The organism is Streptomyces sp. 130, assembly GCF_007096885.1.
Lineage (GTDB): Bacteria > Actinomycetota > Actinomycetes > Streptomycetales > Streptomycetaceae > Streptomyces.
In genome coordinates, this window is the sequence record NZ_VJNO01000010.1 from 61,854 (window position 1) to 78,113 (window position 16,260).

The window sequence follows — 16,260 nt, forward strand, 5'->3', positions numbered from 1 at the left end:
TCATGCCTGCTCACCCCGATGGTGAGGGCGGTAACGGCCCGACGCTCGCATTTCCCGATCGCGGCCCCCCGCGCGCAGGATGGGTCCGGGCACGACACGACCCGAACGGAAGAACACGTGAAACACCTGAGCCGCCGCATACCGAAGCCGCCGTCCTGGCTGCCGGCCGACCCGTACATAGCGGCGCTGATCGGCACGGTCGTCCTCGCGGCGCTGCTTCCGGCCTCGGGCCCGGCCGCCGAGGTGGCCGGCGGGGCCTCCACGGGCGCGGTCGCGCTCCTCTTCTGCCTGTACGGGGCGCGCCTGTCGACGGCCGAGGCACTGGACGGGCTGCGGCACTGGCGGCTCCACCTCACGGTGCTGGCCTGTACCTTCGTCGTCTTCCCCGTCCTGGGCCTGGCGAGCGCGGGACTCGTGCCGTATGTCCTGTCACCGCAGCTGCAGAGCGGCTTCCTCTTCCTGTGCCTCGTCCCCTCGACCATCCAGTCGTCGATCGCCTTCACCTCGACCGCCCGGGGCAACGTGCCCGCCGCGATCTGCGCGGGTTCCTTCTCCTCGATCGCCGGGATCTTCCTCACCCCGCTCCTCGCCGCCGCGCTGCTGGGCGGCAGCGGCGGCGGATTCTCCGGTGACGCCCTGCTGAAGATCGGCGTCCAGCTGCTGGCACCGTTCGCCGCGGGGCAGCTGCTGCGCCGGCGCGTCGGAGGGTTCGTCGCCCGGCACCGCAAGGTCCTCGGCCTGGTCGACCGCGGCTCGATCCTGCTCGTCGTCTACACCGCGTTCAGCGAGGGCATGGTCGCCGGCATCTGGCACCAGGTCACCCCGGCCCGGCTCGGCGCGCTCCTCGCGGCCGAGGCGGTCCTGCTCGCGCTGATGCTCACGGTGACCTGGTACGGCGCGAAGCGCCTCGGCTTCGGCCGGGCCGACCGCGTCGCGATCCAGTTCGCCGGCTCGAAGAAGAGCCTGGCCTCCGGGCTGCCCATGGCCAGCGTCCTCTTCGGCGCGCAGGCGAGCCTGGCGGTGCTGCCGCTGATGCTCTTCCACCAGATGCAGCTGATGGTCTGCGCGGTGATCGCCGGACGGCGCGCCCGTGACGCTCAGGCGGAGGCGTCGCCGGAGGCCGTACCGGTGGGCTGACCCGCCTCCAGCGCGATGCGGTGCTCTCCCGCGTACACGTTCATCGAGGGCCCCCGCAGGAAGCCGACCAGGGTCAGGCCCGTCTCGGCGGCCAGGTCGACGGCGAGGGAGGAGGGCGCCGAGACGGCCGCCAGCACGGGGATGCCGGCCATCACCGCCTTCTGCGCCAGCTCGAACGAGGCCCGCCCCGACACCAGCAGGACCGACCGGGACAGCGGGAGCCGCCCGTCGGTCAGCGCCCGGCCCACCAGCTTGTCGACCGCGTTGTGCCGCCCCACGTCCTCCCGTACGTCCATCAGCTCGCCGGTCTCCGAGAACAGCGCCGCCGCGTGCAGGCCGCCGGTCCGGTCGAAGACCCGCTGGGCCGCCCGCAGCCGGTCCGGCAGTCCGGCCAGCAGCGAGGGGGCCAGCAGCAGCGGGGGAGCGTCGGCGACGGGGTGCCGGGTCGTGGTGCGCACGGCGTCCAGGCTGGCCTTGCCGCACAGCCCGCACGACGACGTGGTGTAGACGTTGCGCTCCAGCGTGAGGTCGGGGACCTCGACGCCCGGCGCGAGCCCGACGTCCACCACGTTGTACGTGTTGACCCCTTCCGCGGTCGCGCCCGCGCAGTACACGATCGACCGCACATCGCCCCGGTCGCCGATCACGCCCTCGCTGACCAGGAAGCCCGCCGCCAGCGCGAAGTCGTCGCCCGGGGTGCGCATGGTGATGGCCAGCGGCTTCCCGTTCAGCCGGATCTCCAGGGGCTCCTCGGCGACCAGGGTGTCGGGGCGGGAGGAGACGGCCCCGTCCCGGATGCGGATGGTGCGGCGGCGCTCGGTGACCCGTCCCATGACCGTTGAACCCGTGTTTCCGTGTGTGAGGTGGGGATGAGGGCGCACCGGCGGTGCACCCGACGCTGCCATTGTCCTGCACCTCCGGGGCGGTGCCGCAACGGGAGGGGCGGGTCCCCGGCCACCGGCGGGTGGTGCCGAGCCCTCCAAGCCGGGGCCGGTAATCCTGTGGGATCACCTGCCCCCGTACCGGGCGGTAGCGACCAAGACTGGTTGGTTCCTGACAGATGGAGCGAGGGGACCTTTGTTTATGACCGGCTCACGTGTCGTGGCGCTCGGCCACTACCAGCCCGCCAAGGTGCTCACCAACCACGATCTGGCTGCCATGGTCGACACCAGTGACGAGTGGATCACCAGCCGCGTCGGCATCAGGACCCGTCACATCGGCGGCCCCGACGAGCCGGTGGACGAGCTGGCCGCGCACGCCGCCGCCAAGGCCCTCGCCTCGGCCGGTCTCCAGCCGTCCGACATCGACCTGGTGCTGGTCGCCACCTCCACCGCCATCGACCGCTCGCCGAGCATGTCGGCCCGGGTCGCCGCCCGCCTCGGCATGGCGGCGCCCGCGGTGATGGACATCAACGTGGTGTGCTCCGGCTTCACCCACGCCCTCGCCACCGCCGACCACACGCTGCGGGCCGGTGCCGCCACCCGGGCCCTGGTCATCGGCGCCGACAAGATGGGCGACATCGTCGACTGGACGGATCGTTCCAGCTGCGTGCTGATGGGGGACGGCGCCGGCGCGGCCGTCGTCGTCGCCGATACGGCGCGGAGCGGGCGCCCCGGCATCGGACCGGTCCTGTGGGGGTCGGTCCCCGGCATGGGGGACGCGGTCCGCATCGAGGGGACGCCGCCGCGCTTCGCGCAGGAGGGCCAGGCGGTCTACCGCTGGGCCACCACCCAGCTGCCCCCCATCGCCCGCAAGGTCTGCGAGAAGGCGGGCCTGACCCCCGAGGACCTGGCCGCGGTCGTCCTGCACCAGGCCAACCTGCGGATCATCGAGCCCGTCGCCCGGAGGATCGGCGCGGTCAACGCCGTCGTCGCGCGCGACGTGGTCGACTCCGGCAACACCTCCGCCGCCTCCATCCCGATGGCCCTGTCCAAGCTCGTCGAACGGGGCGAGATCCCCGGCGGCGCGCCCGTGCTCCTCTTCGGCTTCGGCGGCAACCTCAGCTACGCGGGACAGGTGATCAGCTGCCCGTGAACCGAGGGTGACCCAGCCTTTGTCCTCGCAGTGGAGAAAGTTCGCCGGATTTCCGCGCGACTTCTTCCCAGCCCCGGCAACCGCTGCTACGTTCCCCTCCCAAGCCCGACGGACAGGCCGACGAGGCGGGAGGGGCGCGTGAGACGCATGACGGCACGACCCGCGAACGCCCACCAGGCGCGGCTGCTCCGGCTGTTGCGCGACGGCGGGCCCAACTCCCGGGCGAAGCTGGGCGATCAGGTCGACCTCTCCCGGTCCAAGCTGGCCGTCGAGGTCGACCGGCTGCTGGAGACCGGACTCGTCGTCGCCGACGGGCTGGCCGCGTCCCGGGGCGGACGCCGCTCGCACAACGTCCGCCTCGCCCCGCACCTGCGCTTCCTCGGCGTCGACATCGGCGCCACCTCCGTCGACGTGGCGGTCACCAACGCGGAGCTGGAGGTCCTGGGCCACCTCAACCACCCGATGGACGTACGCGAAGGCCCCGTCGCGGTCTTCGAGCAGGTGCTGTCCATGGCGGCGAAGCTCCGGGACGCCGGGCTCGCCGCCGGCTTCGACGGCGCCGGGATCGGTGTCCCCGGACCGGTCCGCTTCCCCGAGGGCGTCCCCGTCGCACCCCCGATCATGCCCGGCTGGGACGGCTTCCCGGTCCGCGAGGCGCTCAGCCAGGAGCTGGGCTGCCCGGTCATGGTCGACAACGACGTGAACCTGATGGCCCTCGGGGAGCAGCAGGCGGGCGTCGCCCGTTCCGTGGGCGACTTCCTCTGCGTCAAGATCGGTACGGGCATCGGCTGCGGCATCGTCGTCGGCGGCGCCGTCCACCGGGGCGCGACGGGCAGCGCCGGCGACATCGGGCACATCCAGGTCGAACCCGGCGGCCGGCTCTGCGCCTGCGGCAACCGGGGCTGCCTGGAAGCCCACTTCAGCGGCGCCGCCCTGGCCCGCGACGCCGAGGACGCGGCCCGGTCCGGACGGTCCGCGGAGCTGGCGGCCCGCCTCGACGCGTCCGGCCGGCTCACCGCCGCGGACGTGGCCGCCGCCGCTGCCGCCGGGGACGCCACCTCGCTCCTCCTGATCCGCGAGGGCGGCAACCGCGTCGGCCAGGTCATCGCGGGCCTCGTCAGCTTCTTCAACCCCGCCCTGGTGGTGATCGGCGGCGGGGTGACCGGACTCGGCCACACCCTGCTGGCCGCCGTCCGGGCCCAGGTCTACCGGCGCTCCCTGCCGCTGGCCACCGGCAACCTACCGATCGTCCTGGGCGAGCTGGGGCCCGCCGCCGGAGTCACCGGCGCGGCCAGGCTCATCAGCGACCACCTCTTCTCACCCGCCTGACCCGCCCGGCCCGCCCGTGCGGCCGGCCCCACACACCCGCACCTCGTCCGCCGAGGGGATTCGTCATGGCTCCGCAACCACCGCTGCTCACCATGTCCGGCATCACCAAGTCCTTCCCCGGTGTCCGCGCCCTCGACGGCGTCGACCTGGAGGTCCAGGCCGGCGAAGTGCACTGCCTCCTCGGCCAGAACGGGGCCGGCAAGTCCACCCTCATCAAGGTCCTGGCCGGCGCCCACCAGCCCGACGGCGGCGAGATCACCTGGCGCGGCGCACCCGCCGAACTCAAGTCGCCGCTGGCCGCGATGCGCCTCGGCATCGCCACGATCTACCAGGAACTCGACCTGGTCCGGGGCCTGTCGGTCGCCGAGAACGTCTTCCTGGGCCACGAGTTCACCAGCGCCGGCTTCGTCGTCCGCTCCCGCCGCGCCCGCGCCGAGGCCGCCGCCCTGCTGGCCCGGCTCGGCCACCCGGAGATCGACCCGGCCCGCCCGGTCGGTGAACTCTCCGCCGCCCAGCAGCAGATCGTGTCCATGGCCCGCGCCCTCTCGCACGACGTACGGCTCATCGTGATGGACGAACCGTCCGCCGCGCTCGACCCCGACGAGGTCGGCAACCTCTTCCGGGTCATCGCCTCGCTCACCGCCCAGGGCGTCGCCGTCGTCTACATCTCGCACCGCCTGGAGGAGATCCGCCGCATCGGCGACCGGGTGACGGTGCTGAAGGACGGCCGGGCCGTCGCCACCGGGCTGCCCGCCGAGACCACCCCGACGCACGACATCGTGGCGCTGATGACGGGCCGCGAGGTGGAGTACGTCTTCCCGCCCCGGACCCCGCCGCCCGCCCGGCGCGCCGAGGCCGCCCCCGTACTCACCGTCGAAGGACTCGCCAGGGACGGGGAGTTCGCCCCGGTCGACCTGGAGGTGCGGCCGGGCGAGATCGTCGGCCTCGCCGGGCTCGTCGGGTCCGGGCGCTCCGAGATCCTGGAGACGGTCTACGGCGCCCGCCGGGCCACCGCCGGACGGGTCACCGTCGACGGGAAGGCGCTGCGGCCCGGGAGCGTGCGCTCCGCCGTCGCGGCCGGCATCGGCCTCGCCCCCGAGGAGCGCAAGGCCCAGGCCCTGCTGATGCTCGAGTCCGTCACCCGCAACGTCTCGCTGTCCACCCTGTCCCGCTACTCCAGGGCCGGCCGGCTCGACCGCGTCGCGGAGCGCCGGGCGGCGAGCGAGGCCGCCCGTGCCCTGTCGCTGCACCCCGACAACCCGGACACCGCCGTCCGCACCCTCTCCGGCGGCAACCAGCAGAAGGCGGTCCTGGCCCGCTGGCTGCTGCGCGGCTGCCGGGTGCTGCTGCTGGACGAACCGACCCGCGGCGTCGACGTCGGCGCCCGGGCCGAGCTCTACGCCGTGATCCGCCGGCTGGCCGACGAAGGGCTGGCCGTGCTGCTCGTCTCCAGCGAAGTGCCCGAAGTCCTGGGCCTCGCCGACCGGGTGCTCGTGCTGCGCGAGGGGCGGGTCGTGCACACCGCCGACGCCGCGGACCTGGACGAGCACCGCGTACTCGACCTCGTGATGGAAGGGAGCCCGACGCCATGACCCACCCCGTTCCCACGGCGCGGCAGAGCGGGCCGGACCAGGCCCCCGCCCCCGTGACCCCGAAGAAGCCCGCACCTCCGCGCACCCTCGGACTGCGCCCGGACCTGCACACCCTGTCCCTGCTCGGCATCCTCGCCGTGCTGGTGGCCGTCGGCGGATTCACCGAGCCCGACGCCTTCCTGGACACCGGGAACCTCCAGCTCGTCCTGACCCAGGCGTCGGTGATCGGTGTCGTCACCGTCGGCGTCACCTTCGTCATCACCTCGGGCGGCATCGACCTCTCGGTCGGCGCCATGGTCGCCCTCGCCTCCGTCTGGGCGAGCACGGTCGCCACCCAGGAGTACGGGCTCGCGGGCATCCTGTTCACCGCCGTCCTCGTCGGTCTCGGCGCAGGGCTGGTCAACGGGGTGCTCATCGCGTACGGGAGGGTGGTGCCGTTCATCGCGACGCTGGCGATGCTCGCCTCGGCGCGCGGAGTCGCCCTCATGATCACCGACGGCAAGACCCAGATCGTCACCGTCGACGCGGTCCTGGACCTGGGGCTCCCGGACTCCTACGTCCTCGGCGTCCCGCCGCTCGTCCTGATCTTCGCCGCGGTCACCGCCGCCGGCTGGCTGCTGCTGAACCGTACGACCTTCGGCCGCCGCACCGTCGCCATCGGCGGCAACGCCGAAGCGGCCCGGCTCGCGGGCATCGACGTCCGCAGGCAGCGGCTCTGCCTCTACCTGCTGTCCGGGCTCTGCTGCGGCATCGCGGCCTTCATGCTGATCATCCTGTCCGGCTCCGGCCAGAACACCGCCGGCAACCTCTACGAACTCGACGCCATCGCCGCCGCGATCATCGGCGGCACCCTCCTCAGCGGCGGACGCGGCACCATCACCGGCTCCGTCCTCGGCGTCCTGATCTTCACCACGATCACCAACATCTTCGCGCTCAACAACCTCCAGAGCGACGTCCAGCAGATCGCCAAGGGCGCGATCATCGTCGCCGCCGTCCTCGTCCAGAGCCGCACCGCCCGTACCGAGACCTGACCGGCCCCGGCCCGTTCACCTCCCGCACCCACCCACCGGACGAAGGGTTCCACAGCCATGCCGCAAACCAGTCGCAGAGGGCTCCTGTTCGGCACCGCCGCCGTCTCCGCCGGCGCCCTCCTCACCGCCTGCACCAGCAACGAACCCAAGGAGAAGGACGCGCCCGCGCGGAGCGGGGCGCCCGCCGCCGACGACAAGCCGGGCAAGCCCGTCACCATCGGTTTCGCCGGACCCCAGGCGGACCACGGCTGGCTCAACGCCATCAACGAGAACGCCAGGTCCCGGGCGGAGAAGTACTCCGAAGTGACCCTGGAGACCACCGAGGGCTCCAACGACACCGCCGCCCAGATCGGCCAGGTCAAGACCCTCATCAACAAGAAGGTCGACGTCCTGGTCGTCCTGCCCGCCGACGGCAAGGCCCTCACCCAGGTCGGCCTGGAAGCCATGCGCGCCGGCATCCCCGTCATCAACCTGGACCGGATCTTCGCCTCGCCGCAGGCGTACCGCTGCTGGGTCGGCGGCGACAACTACGGCATGGGCCTCAACGCCGGGACCTACATCGGCGAACAGCTCAAGGACAAGAAGAACGCCAAGGTCGTCGAGCTCGCCGGCATCGACAACCTGGAGCTCACCAAGCAGCGCAGCAAGGGCTTCGCCGACGCGCTGAAGAACTACCCCAACATACAGCTGGTGGCCCGTCAGGCGGCCGACTTCACCGTGGAGTCGGGCCAGGCCAAGATGGCGCAGCTGCTCCAGGCGCAGAAGAAGTTCGACGCCCTGTGGAACCACGACGACGACCAGGGGGTGGGCGCCCTCCGCGCGATCCAGCAGGCCGGCCGCGACGAGTTCCTGATGGTCGGCGGCGCGGGCGCCAAGTCCGCGATGGACGCCATCAAGGCGGACGACAGCGTCCTGAAGGCCACCGTCCTCTACCCGCCGACCATGGCCGCCTCCGCCATCGACCTGGCCCGCGCCCTCGGCCAGTCCAAGGGCGTGACCGGCCTCTCCGAGCTGGAGATCCCCACCAGCCTCACCCTGTACTCCGCCGTCGTCACCAAGGACAACGTCGACCAGTACCTGCCGACGGGCTTCAACTGACCCGCCCCGCGACCGCACGTGCCGCACCACCGACGAGGAGGAAGCCCCGGATGGCCCAGAGGGATCAGACGCAGCACGAGACGGCAGCGCCGCCGGCGCTCGGGATCGGCATGGTCGGATACGCGTTCATGGGCGCCGCCCACTCACAGGGCTGGCGCACCGCCGGACACGTCTTCGGCCTGCCGCTGCGGCCGGTGCTGGCCGCGGTCTGCGGACGCGACCGCACCGCGGTCGAGGCCGCGGCGGACCGGCACGGCTGGGCCGCCGCCGAGACCGACTGGCGCGCCCTGATCGCCCGCGACGACGTGCAGCTGGTCGACATCTGCACCCCCGGCGACAGCCACGCGGAGATCGCCGTCGCCGCCCTGGAGGCCGGCAAGCACGTCCTGTGCGAGAAGCCGCTCGCCAACACCGTGGCCGAGGCGGAGGCCATGGCGGCGGCGGCCGGCCGCGCCGCCGCCCGGGGCCGGTCCGCCTTCGTCGGCTTCAACTACCGCCGGGTGCCCGCCCTCGCCCACGCCCGGCGGCTCGTCGCTGAAGGCCGCCTCGGCGCCCTGCGCCACGTACGCGCCGTCTACCTCCAGGACTGGCTGACCGACCCCGCCTCCCCTCTCACCTGGCGTCTCGACAAGGACCGCGCGGGTTCCGGCGCGCTCGGCGACCTCGGGGCCCACGTGGTGGACCTCGCGCAGTACCTCGCGGGGGAGCCGCTGACCGAGGTGTCGGCGCTGACCGAGACCTTCGTACGCGAACGCCCCCGGCCAGCCGGACCGTCCGGGGGCCTTCGCGGCGGCGCGGCGGCCGGGGGCACGGGCCCGGTCACCGTGGACGACGCCGCCGTCTTCACCGGCCGGCTCGCCTCCGGCGCCCTGGCGTCCTTCGAGGTGACCCGGATGGCGGCCGGCCGCAAGAACGCCCTGCGCCTGGAGATCAACGGGGAGCGCGGCTCGCTCGCCTTCGACCTGGAACGCCTCAACGAACTGTCCTTCCACGACCACACCGAACTCGCCGCCACGGCCGGATTCCGGCGCGTCCTCGTCACCGAGCCCGAGCACCCGTACCTGGAGGCGTGGTGGCCGCCGGGCCACACCCTCGGCTACGAGCACACCTTCGTCCACCAGGCCCGCGACGTGGTGTGCGCCATCGCCGGAGGAGGCGGCGCGCCCGTGCCGTCCTTCGCGGACGGCCTCCAGGTGCAGCGGGTGCTGGCCGCGGTGGAGGAGAGCGCCGCGAAGAACTCCGCCCTCGTCCCCGTAACCCTCTAGGAGGTCCCGCCCCATGCCCCGTCCCTTCACCCTCTTCACCGGCCAGTGGGCCGACCTCCCGCTGGAGGAGGTCTGCCGGTACGCCCGCGACTTCGGCTACGACGGCCTGGAACTCGCCTGCTGGGGCGACCACTTCGAGGTGGACAAGGCCCTCGCCGACCCGGCGTACCTGGACGGCCGGCGGGCTCTGCTCGACAAGTACGGCCTGAAGTGCTGGGCGGTCTCCAACCACCTGGTGGGCCAGGCCGTCTGCGACCACCCGATCGACGAACGCCACCAGGGCATCCTGCCCGCCCGCATCTGGGGCGACGGCGAGCCGGAGGGGGTGCGCCGTCGCGCCGCGGAGGAGATCGGGAACACCGCGCGGGCCGCCGCCGCCTTCGGCGTGGACACCGTCATCGGCTTCACCGGGTCCTCGATCTGGCACCTGGTCGCGATGTTCCCGCCGGTCCCGCCGCACATGATCGAGCGCGGCTACGAGGACTTCGCGGAGCGCTGGAACCCGATTCTGGACGTCTTCGACGCGGAGGGCGTGCGCTTCGCCCACGAGGTGCACCCCAGCGAGATCGCCTACGACTACTGGACCACCCACCGCGCGCTGGAGGCGGTGGACCACCGGCCGGCCTTCGGCCTGAACTTCGACCCGAGCCACTTCGTCTGGCAGGACCTGGACCCGGTCGGCTTCCTGTACGACTTCCGGGACCGGATCTACCACGTGGACTGCAAGGAGGCCCGCAAGCGCCTCGACGGCCGCAACGGCCGCCTCGGCTCCCATCTGCCCTGGGGCGACCCCCGCCGGGGCTGGGACTTCGTCTCGGCCGGTCACGGGGACGTGCCCTGGGAGGACGTCTTCCGGATGCTCCGGTCCATCGGCTACGCGGGCCCGGTGTCGGTGGAGTGGGAGGACGCCGGCATGGACCGGCTGGCGGGCGCACCGGAAGCGCTGGCCGCCCTGAAGCGGTACGACTTCGACCCGCCGAGCGCGTCCTTCGACGCGGCGTTCGGCGGCAAGGACTGAGGGGCCGGCCCGCCTCAGCCGATGCCCTGCCGGTCGGGCAGCAACGAGAACGCCCGCTCGTCGGCGTCCGGCACCGCGTGCTCCACCGCCTGTACGAGGAGCGCGCGGTGCCGGAGGAGCGGCCCCCGCCGGTCCGGCCCGGCCGGCGGCACCAGGTCGTCGATCCCGGCGAGCAGCCGCCGCGACACCTGCGGGACGCCCGCCGCACACCGGCGCACCTCCTCGAAGCCCAGGTCCACCAGGTCCTCCCACCCCGGGATGTCCCGCACGAGTCGCACCGCCCCCGTGCGGTCGCGGTGGTGCACCGTGCCCAGCGGCAGCCGTACCGCCGCCGCCAGGAACTGCACGATCCGGTCCAGGCACTGCACGGCCGTCGTCGGGTCGTTCACCGCGGAGGAGAGCGCCCGCAGCGCGATGTCCGACAGCTGGCGCAGCCCGAACGCCAGGTCCTGGTGCAAGGTGCGCTCCACGCCCACCGAGACCGTGCACCGCAGGGCGCGCCGGGGCGGCGCCGCGCCGCCGTGCACGGCGAGCACCGGCGTCCCCGGCACCACGAAGTCCCCGAGCCGGGGGATCAGCCGCAGCACCACGCCCTGGCGCCGGGCCGCCCGGACCAGCCGGGCGACGTTGACGTCCCGGAGCACCCCGGCCCGTCCCTCGTACAGGATCTGCCCGGTCTCGCCGGGCAGCGGCTCCCCGCCCGGGCGGCCGGCGGGCATCCGGCCCAGCGCCCGGAAGGTGTCCCGGGTGATGTGGTCGAGGACGGGCCCGATCTGCATCAGGCGCAGCGTCGAGCTCACGTACGCGATGAACAGCAGCAGGCTGAGCCCGACGAGCAGGGCGGTCAGCACGCTCTGCACGAACGGCAGCGAGGTGACCCGGCGCGGGTCGGTCTCGCTCTCGTACGAGCTGAGGACCAGCAGCGAGAACACGAACGTCGCGAGGAACACCGACAGGGTCAGCTTGCTGATCCGGCTCCGGACGAAGATCCGCACCACCCGGGGCGTGAGCTGGCCGCTCGCCATCTGCACCGCGACCAGCGAGATGCTGAACACCACACCGATGAAGGTCATCATCGCCGAGCTGACCGTGACCACGATCTGCTTGGTGTCCTCGGCGACCTTCACCAGGTCCCTGATCTCGTCGTACGCCTGTTCCTCGCGCAGGAACGTGACGATCCGCTCGTCCAGCGCCGCCGCTGCGAACCAGAGCACGCACGCGCACACCAGGGTCAGGGCCGGGGCGAACCAGAACGTCTCGCGCAGGTGCTCACGCAGCGGCGACAGCGCGCGGGGAGGGCGGGAGCCGCGATCACTCATGCCGGCGAACGTAACCCGCCCCGTCCGGCCACCGGCGGAACCCGCGGCCGACCCTCCGGCAGTACGTTCCGTGCGTGCCCGGCGACGGTCCGTACGCCGATGGGCCAAACGGCCCCGCGAGATCGCGCCGTGGCGCCCCCGCACCGCACTGACCAGCGCAATGTCCACGGGCAGGCCCCCGATAAGCGGGTGAAGGGCACCCCAAACCCCTGGTATTGTTTTCTTTGTCGCCGCGGGAAACCGGGGCGGATCACCTGGTCCGGGTGGCGGAATGGCAGACGCGCTAGCTTGAGGTGCTAGTGCCCTTTATCGGGCGTGGGGGTTCAAGTCCCCCCTCGGACACTCATCCAGTTCCCACGGTTCATCGCGAACCGTGGGAATTTCTGGTTTCCGGGGCGGTCCCGCGCCGTCTCCGGAGGAGCCGATCACCTTTGGAGGACCCCCGGTGGCTGTGCAGCGGATCACGACCCGCAACGCCCGCTTTCAGCAGTTCCAGACGCTGCTCACCAACCGGACCAAGCGCGGACGCGCCGGCGAGTTCATCGTCCAGGGCGTCCGGCCGATCACCATGGCCGTCGAACACGGCTGGACGATCCGCTCCCTCCTGTACGACGCGAGCCGCCCGCTCTCCCGCTGGGCGGAGGAGCTGGTGCGCGGGATCACCACGGAACGCATCGCCATGGCCCCCGAGCTGCTCGCGGAGCTGAGCGAGAAGGCCGAGGGCGCCCCGGAGGTCCTGGCCGTGGTCGGGATGGAGCCGGACGACCTGACCCGCCTGCGGGTCGACGAGGACTTCCTCGGCCTCGTCTTCGACCGCCCGACGCAGCCCGGCAACATCGGCAGCATCGTCCGCTCCGCCGACGCCTTCGGCGCCCGCGGACTCATCGTGACGGGGCACGCGGCCGACCCGTACGACCCGAAGGCGGTCCGCGCGACGACCGGCTCCTTCTTCGCCCTCCCCGTCGTCCGCGCCCCCTCGCACCGCGAGGTCGGCGACTGGCTGGACGCGGAGCGCGGCCGGGGCCGCCCGGTCCTCGTCGTCGGCACCGACGAGGACGGCGAGTGCGACGCCTCCGAATTCGACCTGACCCAGCCGGTCCTGCTCCTCATCGGCAACGAGACGGCGGGCCTGAGCAACGCCTGGCGCGACCGCTGCGACCACGTCATCAGCATCCCGATGACGGGTTCGGCCAGCTCCCTCAACGCCTCGAACGCGGCGTCGATCGTGCTGTACGAGGCGCGGCGGCAGCGGTTGGCGAAGGCGCGGGGCTGAGAGCGCCCGCCTACTTCCGCTTCGCGTACACGATCAGGTTGTCCACCGGGTGCCCGGCGGCGTCGAACGCGCCGTCGCAGGTGATCAGGCGCAGGGCCCGTTCCGTGGTGCGGCCGTAGACGCGGGCGGTGGGGAAGGCGTCCTTGCGCACCGTCTCGCGGGCGGTGACCTCGAAGCGGACGTCCTTGCCCCCGGCGTCCCGGACCACGATCTCCGCGCCCTCGGCGATCTTCTTCAGGTCGTGGAAGACGGCCCGGCCGTAGCGGGTGTCGTTGTGGCCGATCAGGACCGCGGCGCCGGGTTCGCCGGGGACGGCGCTGCCCGTGTACCAGCCGGTCGTCATGCCCTTGTCGGCCGGCGGCACCTCGACCGTGCGGTCCGGGTTGAGACCGAGCCGCATGATGTCGCTGTCCACGCCCAGGGACGGGATGGAGACGTGGGCGGGGGGCTGAGCGGTGGCGGTGGCTTCGGGGGCGGGGGCGGGGGCCTCGCGGGCCGCCGTCGACGCGGGGGCCTTCGAGGGCTGCGGGGCGGGGTCGCCGGAGCAGCCGGTCAGCGCGGCGAGCGCGGCGAGGGCCAGGGCGGCGGTGACGGGGAAGGCGGTGCGGGGCATGGGACAGGGCTCCAGGGGTCGTACGTACGGCAGTGGCGCCGCCCCATTCGCACAGGCGGCGCCACTGCGGTTCATCGGCTGCGGGACTGGTCAGCCGTCGCGGCGGGCGGTACGGCGGCGCACGACGAACGTCCCGCCGCCGCCGAGCAGCAGCGCGGCGGCGGCGAAGCCCGCCACGGCGGTCGTGCCGCTGTCCGGGGAACCGGCGGGCTGTTCACCGGCCGCGACCCCGCCGCGCGGTGCCTCGGACGGGACCGCCGACGGCGGCTCCGTCGCTTCGGCCGACGGCGCCACGGTCGGCTCGGCGGACTGCTCGGTCGGCGCGGGCGAGGGGGTGGCCGAGGAGTCGGCGAGGGCCGACGTGGCCGGCAGGCAGACCGCACCGGCCGCGACGGCGGCGAGCAGGGCGGTACGCAGGGTGGTGCGCAGGGGCATGGGCAGGGCTCCGTTCCGGATGGCCTCAGGAGCGGCCGCGGGGCGGGTGCGCACCGCGGCGCGAGGCGTGCGGACAGGCTCGCGCCAAGTTGTGAGGAAGCTGTCAGATCGTTGTGTTCATCGCATCAGCGTCGGGGCCGGTGTCGGCGGCGGGCGTCTCCCCGGCCGGAAAGCGGAGCGTGAACACCGAGCCCTCACCGGGTGTGCTGACCGCCGTGGCCGTACCGCCGTGCGCCTCCGCCAGCTTCCGCACGATCGCCAGGCCGAGCCCGCTGCCGCCGGTGCGCCTGGACCGGGACTTCTCGCCGCGCCAGAACCGGTCGAAGACGCGGGCCAGGTCATCGGCCGGGATGCCGCTGCCCGTGTCGGCGACGTCCAGGAGCACCGCGTCCCCGTCCTCGGAGCCGTACGCCCGCAGCGTGACCTCCCCGCCCGCCGGGGTGTGACGCACCGCGTTGGACACCAGGTTGCCCACCGCCTGCCGCAGCCGGACCGGGTCGGCCGTCAGCGGCGGCAGCGGGCGGTCCGGCGGCCGGACGCCCAGCGCGACGCCCGCCGCGTCGGCCCGGGCCTGGTGCGCGGCGGCGACCTGCCCCAACAGCTCCGGCACGGCCACCGGTTCGGGGTGCAGCCGCAGCGCTCCGGCGTCCGCCTGCGCCAGGTCCTGGAGGTCGTCGATGATGTGCTGGAGCTGGACCGCCTCGGTGTGCAGGAAGGCGATGAAGTCCGGGTCCGGGTCGGCCACTCCGTCCTGCGCCGCCTCCAGCCAGCCCCGGATGTTGCTCAGCGGGGTGCGCAGTTCATGGGCGACATCGCTGACCATGGCCTTGCGCTGCGCCTCCAGGCGGGCGCGGTGGGCGGACATGTCGTTGAAGGCGGCGGCGAGCCGCCCGATCTCGTTGTCCGCGGCGACCACCACCGGCGCGGTGTCCTCGCCGTCCCGCATCCGCTGGGCGGCCCCCGTGAGCGCCCGGAGCGGGCGTACGAGGCGGGCGCCGACGAGCACCGACGCGCCCACGGTCAGGGCCAGCACCAGGGCCGCCGCGCCCGCGATCCGCGCGGTGTTCGCCGGTGACAGGTCGAAGCCGGGCACGGTCGCGCCGCCCGGGTCGCCGATGAACAGCAGGGCGGGCGAGGCCACGTAGGAACTCAGCTGCTCCCGGCGGGCCGTGCCCACGCAGGAGGCGACGGCCCGGTCGTTCTCGCCGGTGGCCGCCGCCTGCTGGTCGCCGGGGCCCGGCACCGCGCCGGGCACCGCGCTCGGCTCCGCGCGGGGTGCCTCGGTCGGCGCCGGGCTGGGCACGGGGGTCGGCGGCATCGTGGCCATCGGCGCCGCGGGCACCGGCACCGCCTCCGCCGGCACGGGCTCGGCCGCCTGCCCCCAGGACAGGCCCAGCGCGAGGTGGACGCCGTCGCGGCCCTGGCGCGCCAGACAGGCGTCCGCCAGCTGGTTGAGTGCGTTCAGCGCCTTGCGCTCCGTGGACGTCGGGGTGTCCAGGGCGTCCACCGCGCAGCCGGTGCCCCGGATGCGGTCGGGGTCGTTGCCGCCCACCACCCGGATCAGCGGGCGCCCGCTCGCGCCGGCCACCACATCGGCGGCGATCCCGAAGTCGCCCAGGCAGGCCACGCCCCGCTCGGCGGTCCTCCGCAGCCCGGCCCGCTCCGCCGCGGGCAGCCGGAACGGCCCCACCGCGCGCGGGTCGACCCGGTCCGTGGTGGTGCCCGCCGCCCCGGCGCCCGCCGACAGCGCGGTGTCCACGGACAGCGGATCGACCACCGCCGACACCTGGGCCGGGAGCGCCGCCGCGCCCCGGGCCGCCGAGTCGGCCAGCGGGGCGCGGGACTGGGTCGTCAGCGCGATCCGCCGCCCGGACTGCTCGGCCAGCTCGCGCACCGTGGCCCCGACGCCGTCCCAGGTCGGATGAGCCGCCGCGTAACCGAGCAGCCGGTGGTAGATCCGGGCGTCGGCCGCCAGGTTCTGCCCCTGCTCCTGGCGGATCGCGCCCGAGGTCGTCTGCACGGCGAGCCAGGCGGTCGCCGCCACCGAACAGGCCGCGACCAGGGCGGAGACCGCCAGCAGCCGGGCGAACAGGCTCTTGCGCAGAGGCACGGGCCG

14 protein-coding genes and 1 tRNA gene are annotated in these 16,260 nt (G+C 73.7%); 10 read left to right on the forward strand and 5 right to left on the reverse strand.

The window, feature by feature from the left end:
* The first annotated feature begins 126 nt into the window (after positions 1 to 126).
* Positions 127 to 1,137 (forward strand): bile acid:sodium symporter family protein, encoded by a 1,011-nt coding sequence (locus FKN01_RS11565; RefSeq protein ID WP_185992819.1) that lies wholly within the window; start codon positions 127 to 129, stop codon positions 1,135 to 1,137.
* On the opposite strand, the gene fdhD is transcribed toward FKN01_RS11565, so the two are convergent.
* Positions 1,098 to 1,970, reverse strand: coding sequence for a formate dehydrogenase accessory sulfurtransferase FdhD (gene fdhD / locus FKN01_RS11570; RefSeq protein WP_143619281.1), 873 nt, complete (start codon positions 1,968 to 1,970; stop codon positions 1,098 to 1,100). The genes FKN01_RS11565 and fdhD overlap by 40 nt on opposite strands.
* Positions 1,971 to 2,220: 250 nt before the next feature.
* On the opposite strand from fdhD, the gene FKN01_RS11575 reads away from it, so the two are divergent.
* From FKN01_RS11575 to FKN01_RS11605, 7 genes are all read left to right on the forward strand, one after another.
* Positions 2,221 to 3,171: a beta-ketoacyl-ACP synthase III gene (locus FKN01_RS11575; protein WP_143619283.1), complete on the forward strand. Its 951-nt coding sequence runs from the start codon at positions 2,221 to 2,223 to the stop codon at positions 3,169 to 3,171.
* A gap of 147 nt (positions 3,172 to 3,318) precedes the next feature.
* Positions 3,319 to 4,500 (forward strand): ROK family protein, encoded by a 1,182-nt coding sequence (locus FKN01_RS11580; RefSeq protein WP_143619285.1) that lies wholly within the window; start codon positions 3,319 to 3,321, stop codon positions 4,498 to 4,500.
* A gap of 65 nt (positions 4,501 to 4,565) precedes the next feature.
* Positions 4,566 to 6,092, forward strand: coding sequence for a sugar ABC transporter ATP-binding protein (locus FKN01_RS11585; RefSeq protein ID WP_143619287.1), 1,527 nt, complete (start codon positions 4,566 to 4,568; stop codon positions 6,090 to 6,092).
* A complete protein-coding gene (locus FKN01_RS11590) occupies positions 6,089 to 7,123 on the forward strand; it encodes an ABC transporter permease (RefSeq protein WP_143619289.1) in 1,035 nt (344 codons plus the stop codon). Before FKN01_RS11585 ends, FKN01_RS11590 begins: the two co-directional genes overlap by 4 nt.
* 57 nt (positions 7,124 to 7,180) lie before the next feature.
* Positions 7,181 to 8,221, forward strand: coding sequence for a substrate-binding domain-containing protein (locus FKN01_RS11595; protein ID WP_143619291.1), 1,041 nt, complete (start codon positions 7,181 to 7,183; stop codon positions 8,219 to 8,221).
* A 50-nt stretch (positions 8,222 to 8,271) separates the two neighbouring features.
* Positions 8,272 to 9,486 (forward strand): Gfo/Idh/MocA family protein, encoded by a 1,215-nt coding sequence (locus FKN01_RS11600; protein ID WP_143619293.1) that lies wholly within the window; start codon positions 8,272 to 8,274, stop codon positions 9,484 to 9,486.
* Positions 9,487 to 9,499: 13 nt separating this feature from the next.
* Positions 9,500 to 10,504, forward strand: coding sequence for a sugar phosphate isomerase/epimerase (locus tag FKN01_RS11605; protein WP_143619296.1), 1,005 nt, complete (start codon positions 9,500 to 9,502; stop codon positions 10,502 to 10,504).
* A 14-nt stretch (positions 10,505 to 10,518) separates the two neighbouring features.
* On the opposite strand, the gene FKN01_RS11610 is transcribed toward FKN01_RS11605, so the two are convergent.
* Entirely contained in the window at positions 10,519 to 11,823 is a 1,305-nt protein-coding gene (locus tag FKN01_RS11610) for a DUF2254 domain-containing protein (RefSeq protein ID WP_143619298.1), read from the reverse strand.
* A gap of 257 nt (positions 11,824 to 12,080) precedes the next feature.
* On the opposite strand from FKN01_RS11610, the gene FKN01_RS11615 reads away from it, so the two are divergent.
* Both FKN01_RS11615 and FKN01_RS11620 read left to right on the forward strand, forming a co-directional pair.
* Positions 12,081 to 12,165: transfer RNA gene (locus FKN01_RS11615), tRNA-Leu, on the forward strand.
* Between the two features lie 109 nt (positions 12,166 to 12,274).
* Positions 12,275 to 13,096: an RNA methyltransferase gene (locus tag FKN01_RS11620; protein ID WP_185992820.1), complete on the forward strand. Its 822-nt coding sequence runs from the start codon at positions 12,275 to 12,277 to the stop codon at positions 13,094 to 13,096.
* Positions 13,097 to 13,106: 10 nt separating this feature from the next.
* Here the strand turns inward: FKN01_RS11620 and FKN01_RS11625 are convergent, their stop codons facing one another.
* From FKN01_RS11625 to FKN01_RS11635, 3 genes are all read right to left on the reverse strand, one after another.
* A complete protein-coding gene (locus FKN01_RS11625) occupies positions 13,107 to 13,709 on the reverse strand; it encodes a class F sortase (protein WP_143619302.1) in 603 nt (200 codons plus the stop codon).
* A gap of 90 nt (positions 13,710 to 13,799) precedes the next feature.
* Positions 13,800 to 14,144, reverse strand: coding sequence for a hypothetical protein (locus tag FKN01_RS11630; protein WP_143619304.1), 345 nt, complete (start codon positions 14,142 to 14,144; stop codon positions 13,800 to 13,802).
* Between the two features lie 103 nt (positions 14,145 to 14,247).
* Positions 14,248 to 16,248: a HAMP domain-containing sensor histidine kinase gene (locus tag FKN01_RS11635; RefSeq protein ID WP_185992821.1), complete on the reverse strand. Its 2,001-nt coding sequence runs from the start codon at positions 16,246 to 16,248 to the stop codon at positions 14,248 to 14,250.
* Positions 16,249 to 16,260: the final 12 nt, after the last annotated feature.

What these genes read in the sequence shown, in the direction of transcription:
- fdhD (WP_143619281.1), bottom strand. Translation starts at nt 1,970, where the DNA reads ATGGGACGGGTCACCGAGCGCCGCCGCACCATCCGCATCCGGGACGGG.
- FKN01_RS11575 (WP_143619283.1), top strand. Translation starts at nt 2,221, where the DNA reads ATGACCGGCTCACGTGTCGTGGCGCTCGGCCACTACCAGCCCGCCAAG.
- FKN01_RS11580 (WP_143619285.1), top strand. Translation starts at nt 3,319, where the DNA reads ATGACGGCACGACCCGCGAACGCCCACCAGGCGCGGCTGCTCCGGCTG.
- FKN01_RS11585 (WP_143619287.1), top strand. Translation starts at nt 4,566, where the DNA reads ATGGCTCCGCAACCACCGCTGCTCACCATGTCCGGCATCACCAAGTCC.
- FKN01_RS11590 (WP_143619289.1), top strand. Translation starts at nt 6,089, where the DNA reads ATGACCCACCCCGTTCCCACGGCGCGGCAGAGCGGGCCGGACCAGGCC.
- FKN01_RS11595 (WP_143619291.1), top strand. Translation starts at nt 7,181, where the DNA reads ATGCCGCAAACCAGTCGCAGAGGGCTCCTGTTCGGCACCGCCGCCGTC.
- FKN01_RS11600 (WP_143619293.1), top strand. Translation starts at nt 8,272, where the DNA reads ATGGCCCAGAGGGATCAGACGCAGCACGAGACGGCAGCGCCGCCGGCG.
- FKN01_RS11605 (WP_143619296.1), top strand. Translation starts at nt 9,500, where the DNA reads ATGCCCCGTCCCTTCACCCTCTTCACCGGCCAGTGGGCCGACCTCCCG.
- FKN01_RS11610 (WP_143619298.1), bottom strand. Translation starts at nt 11,823, where the DNA reads ATGAGTGATCGCGGCTCCCGCCCTCCCCGCGCGCTGTCGCCGCTGCGT.
- FKN01_RS11625 (WP_143619302.1), bottom strand. Translation starts at nt 13,709, where the DNA reads ATGCCCCGCACCGCCTTCCCCGTCACCGCCGCCCTGGCCCTCGCCGCG.
- FKN01_RS11630 (WP_143619304.1), bottom strand. Translation starts at nt 14,144, where the DNA reads ATGCCCCTGCGCACCACCCTGCGTACCGCCCTGCTCGCCGCCGTCGCG.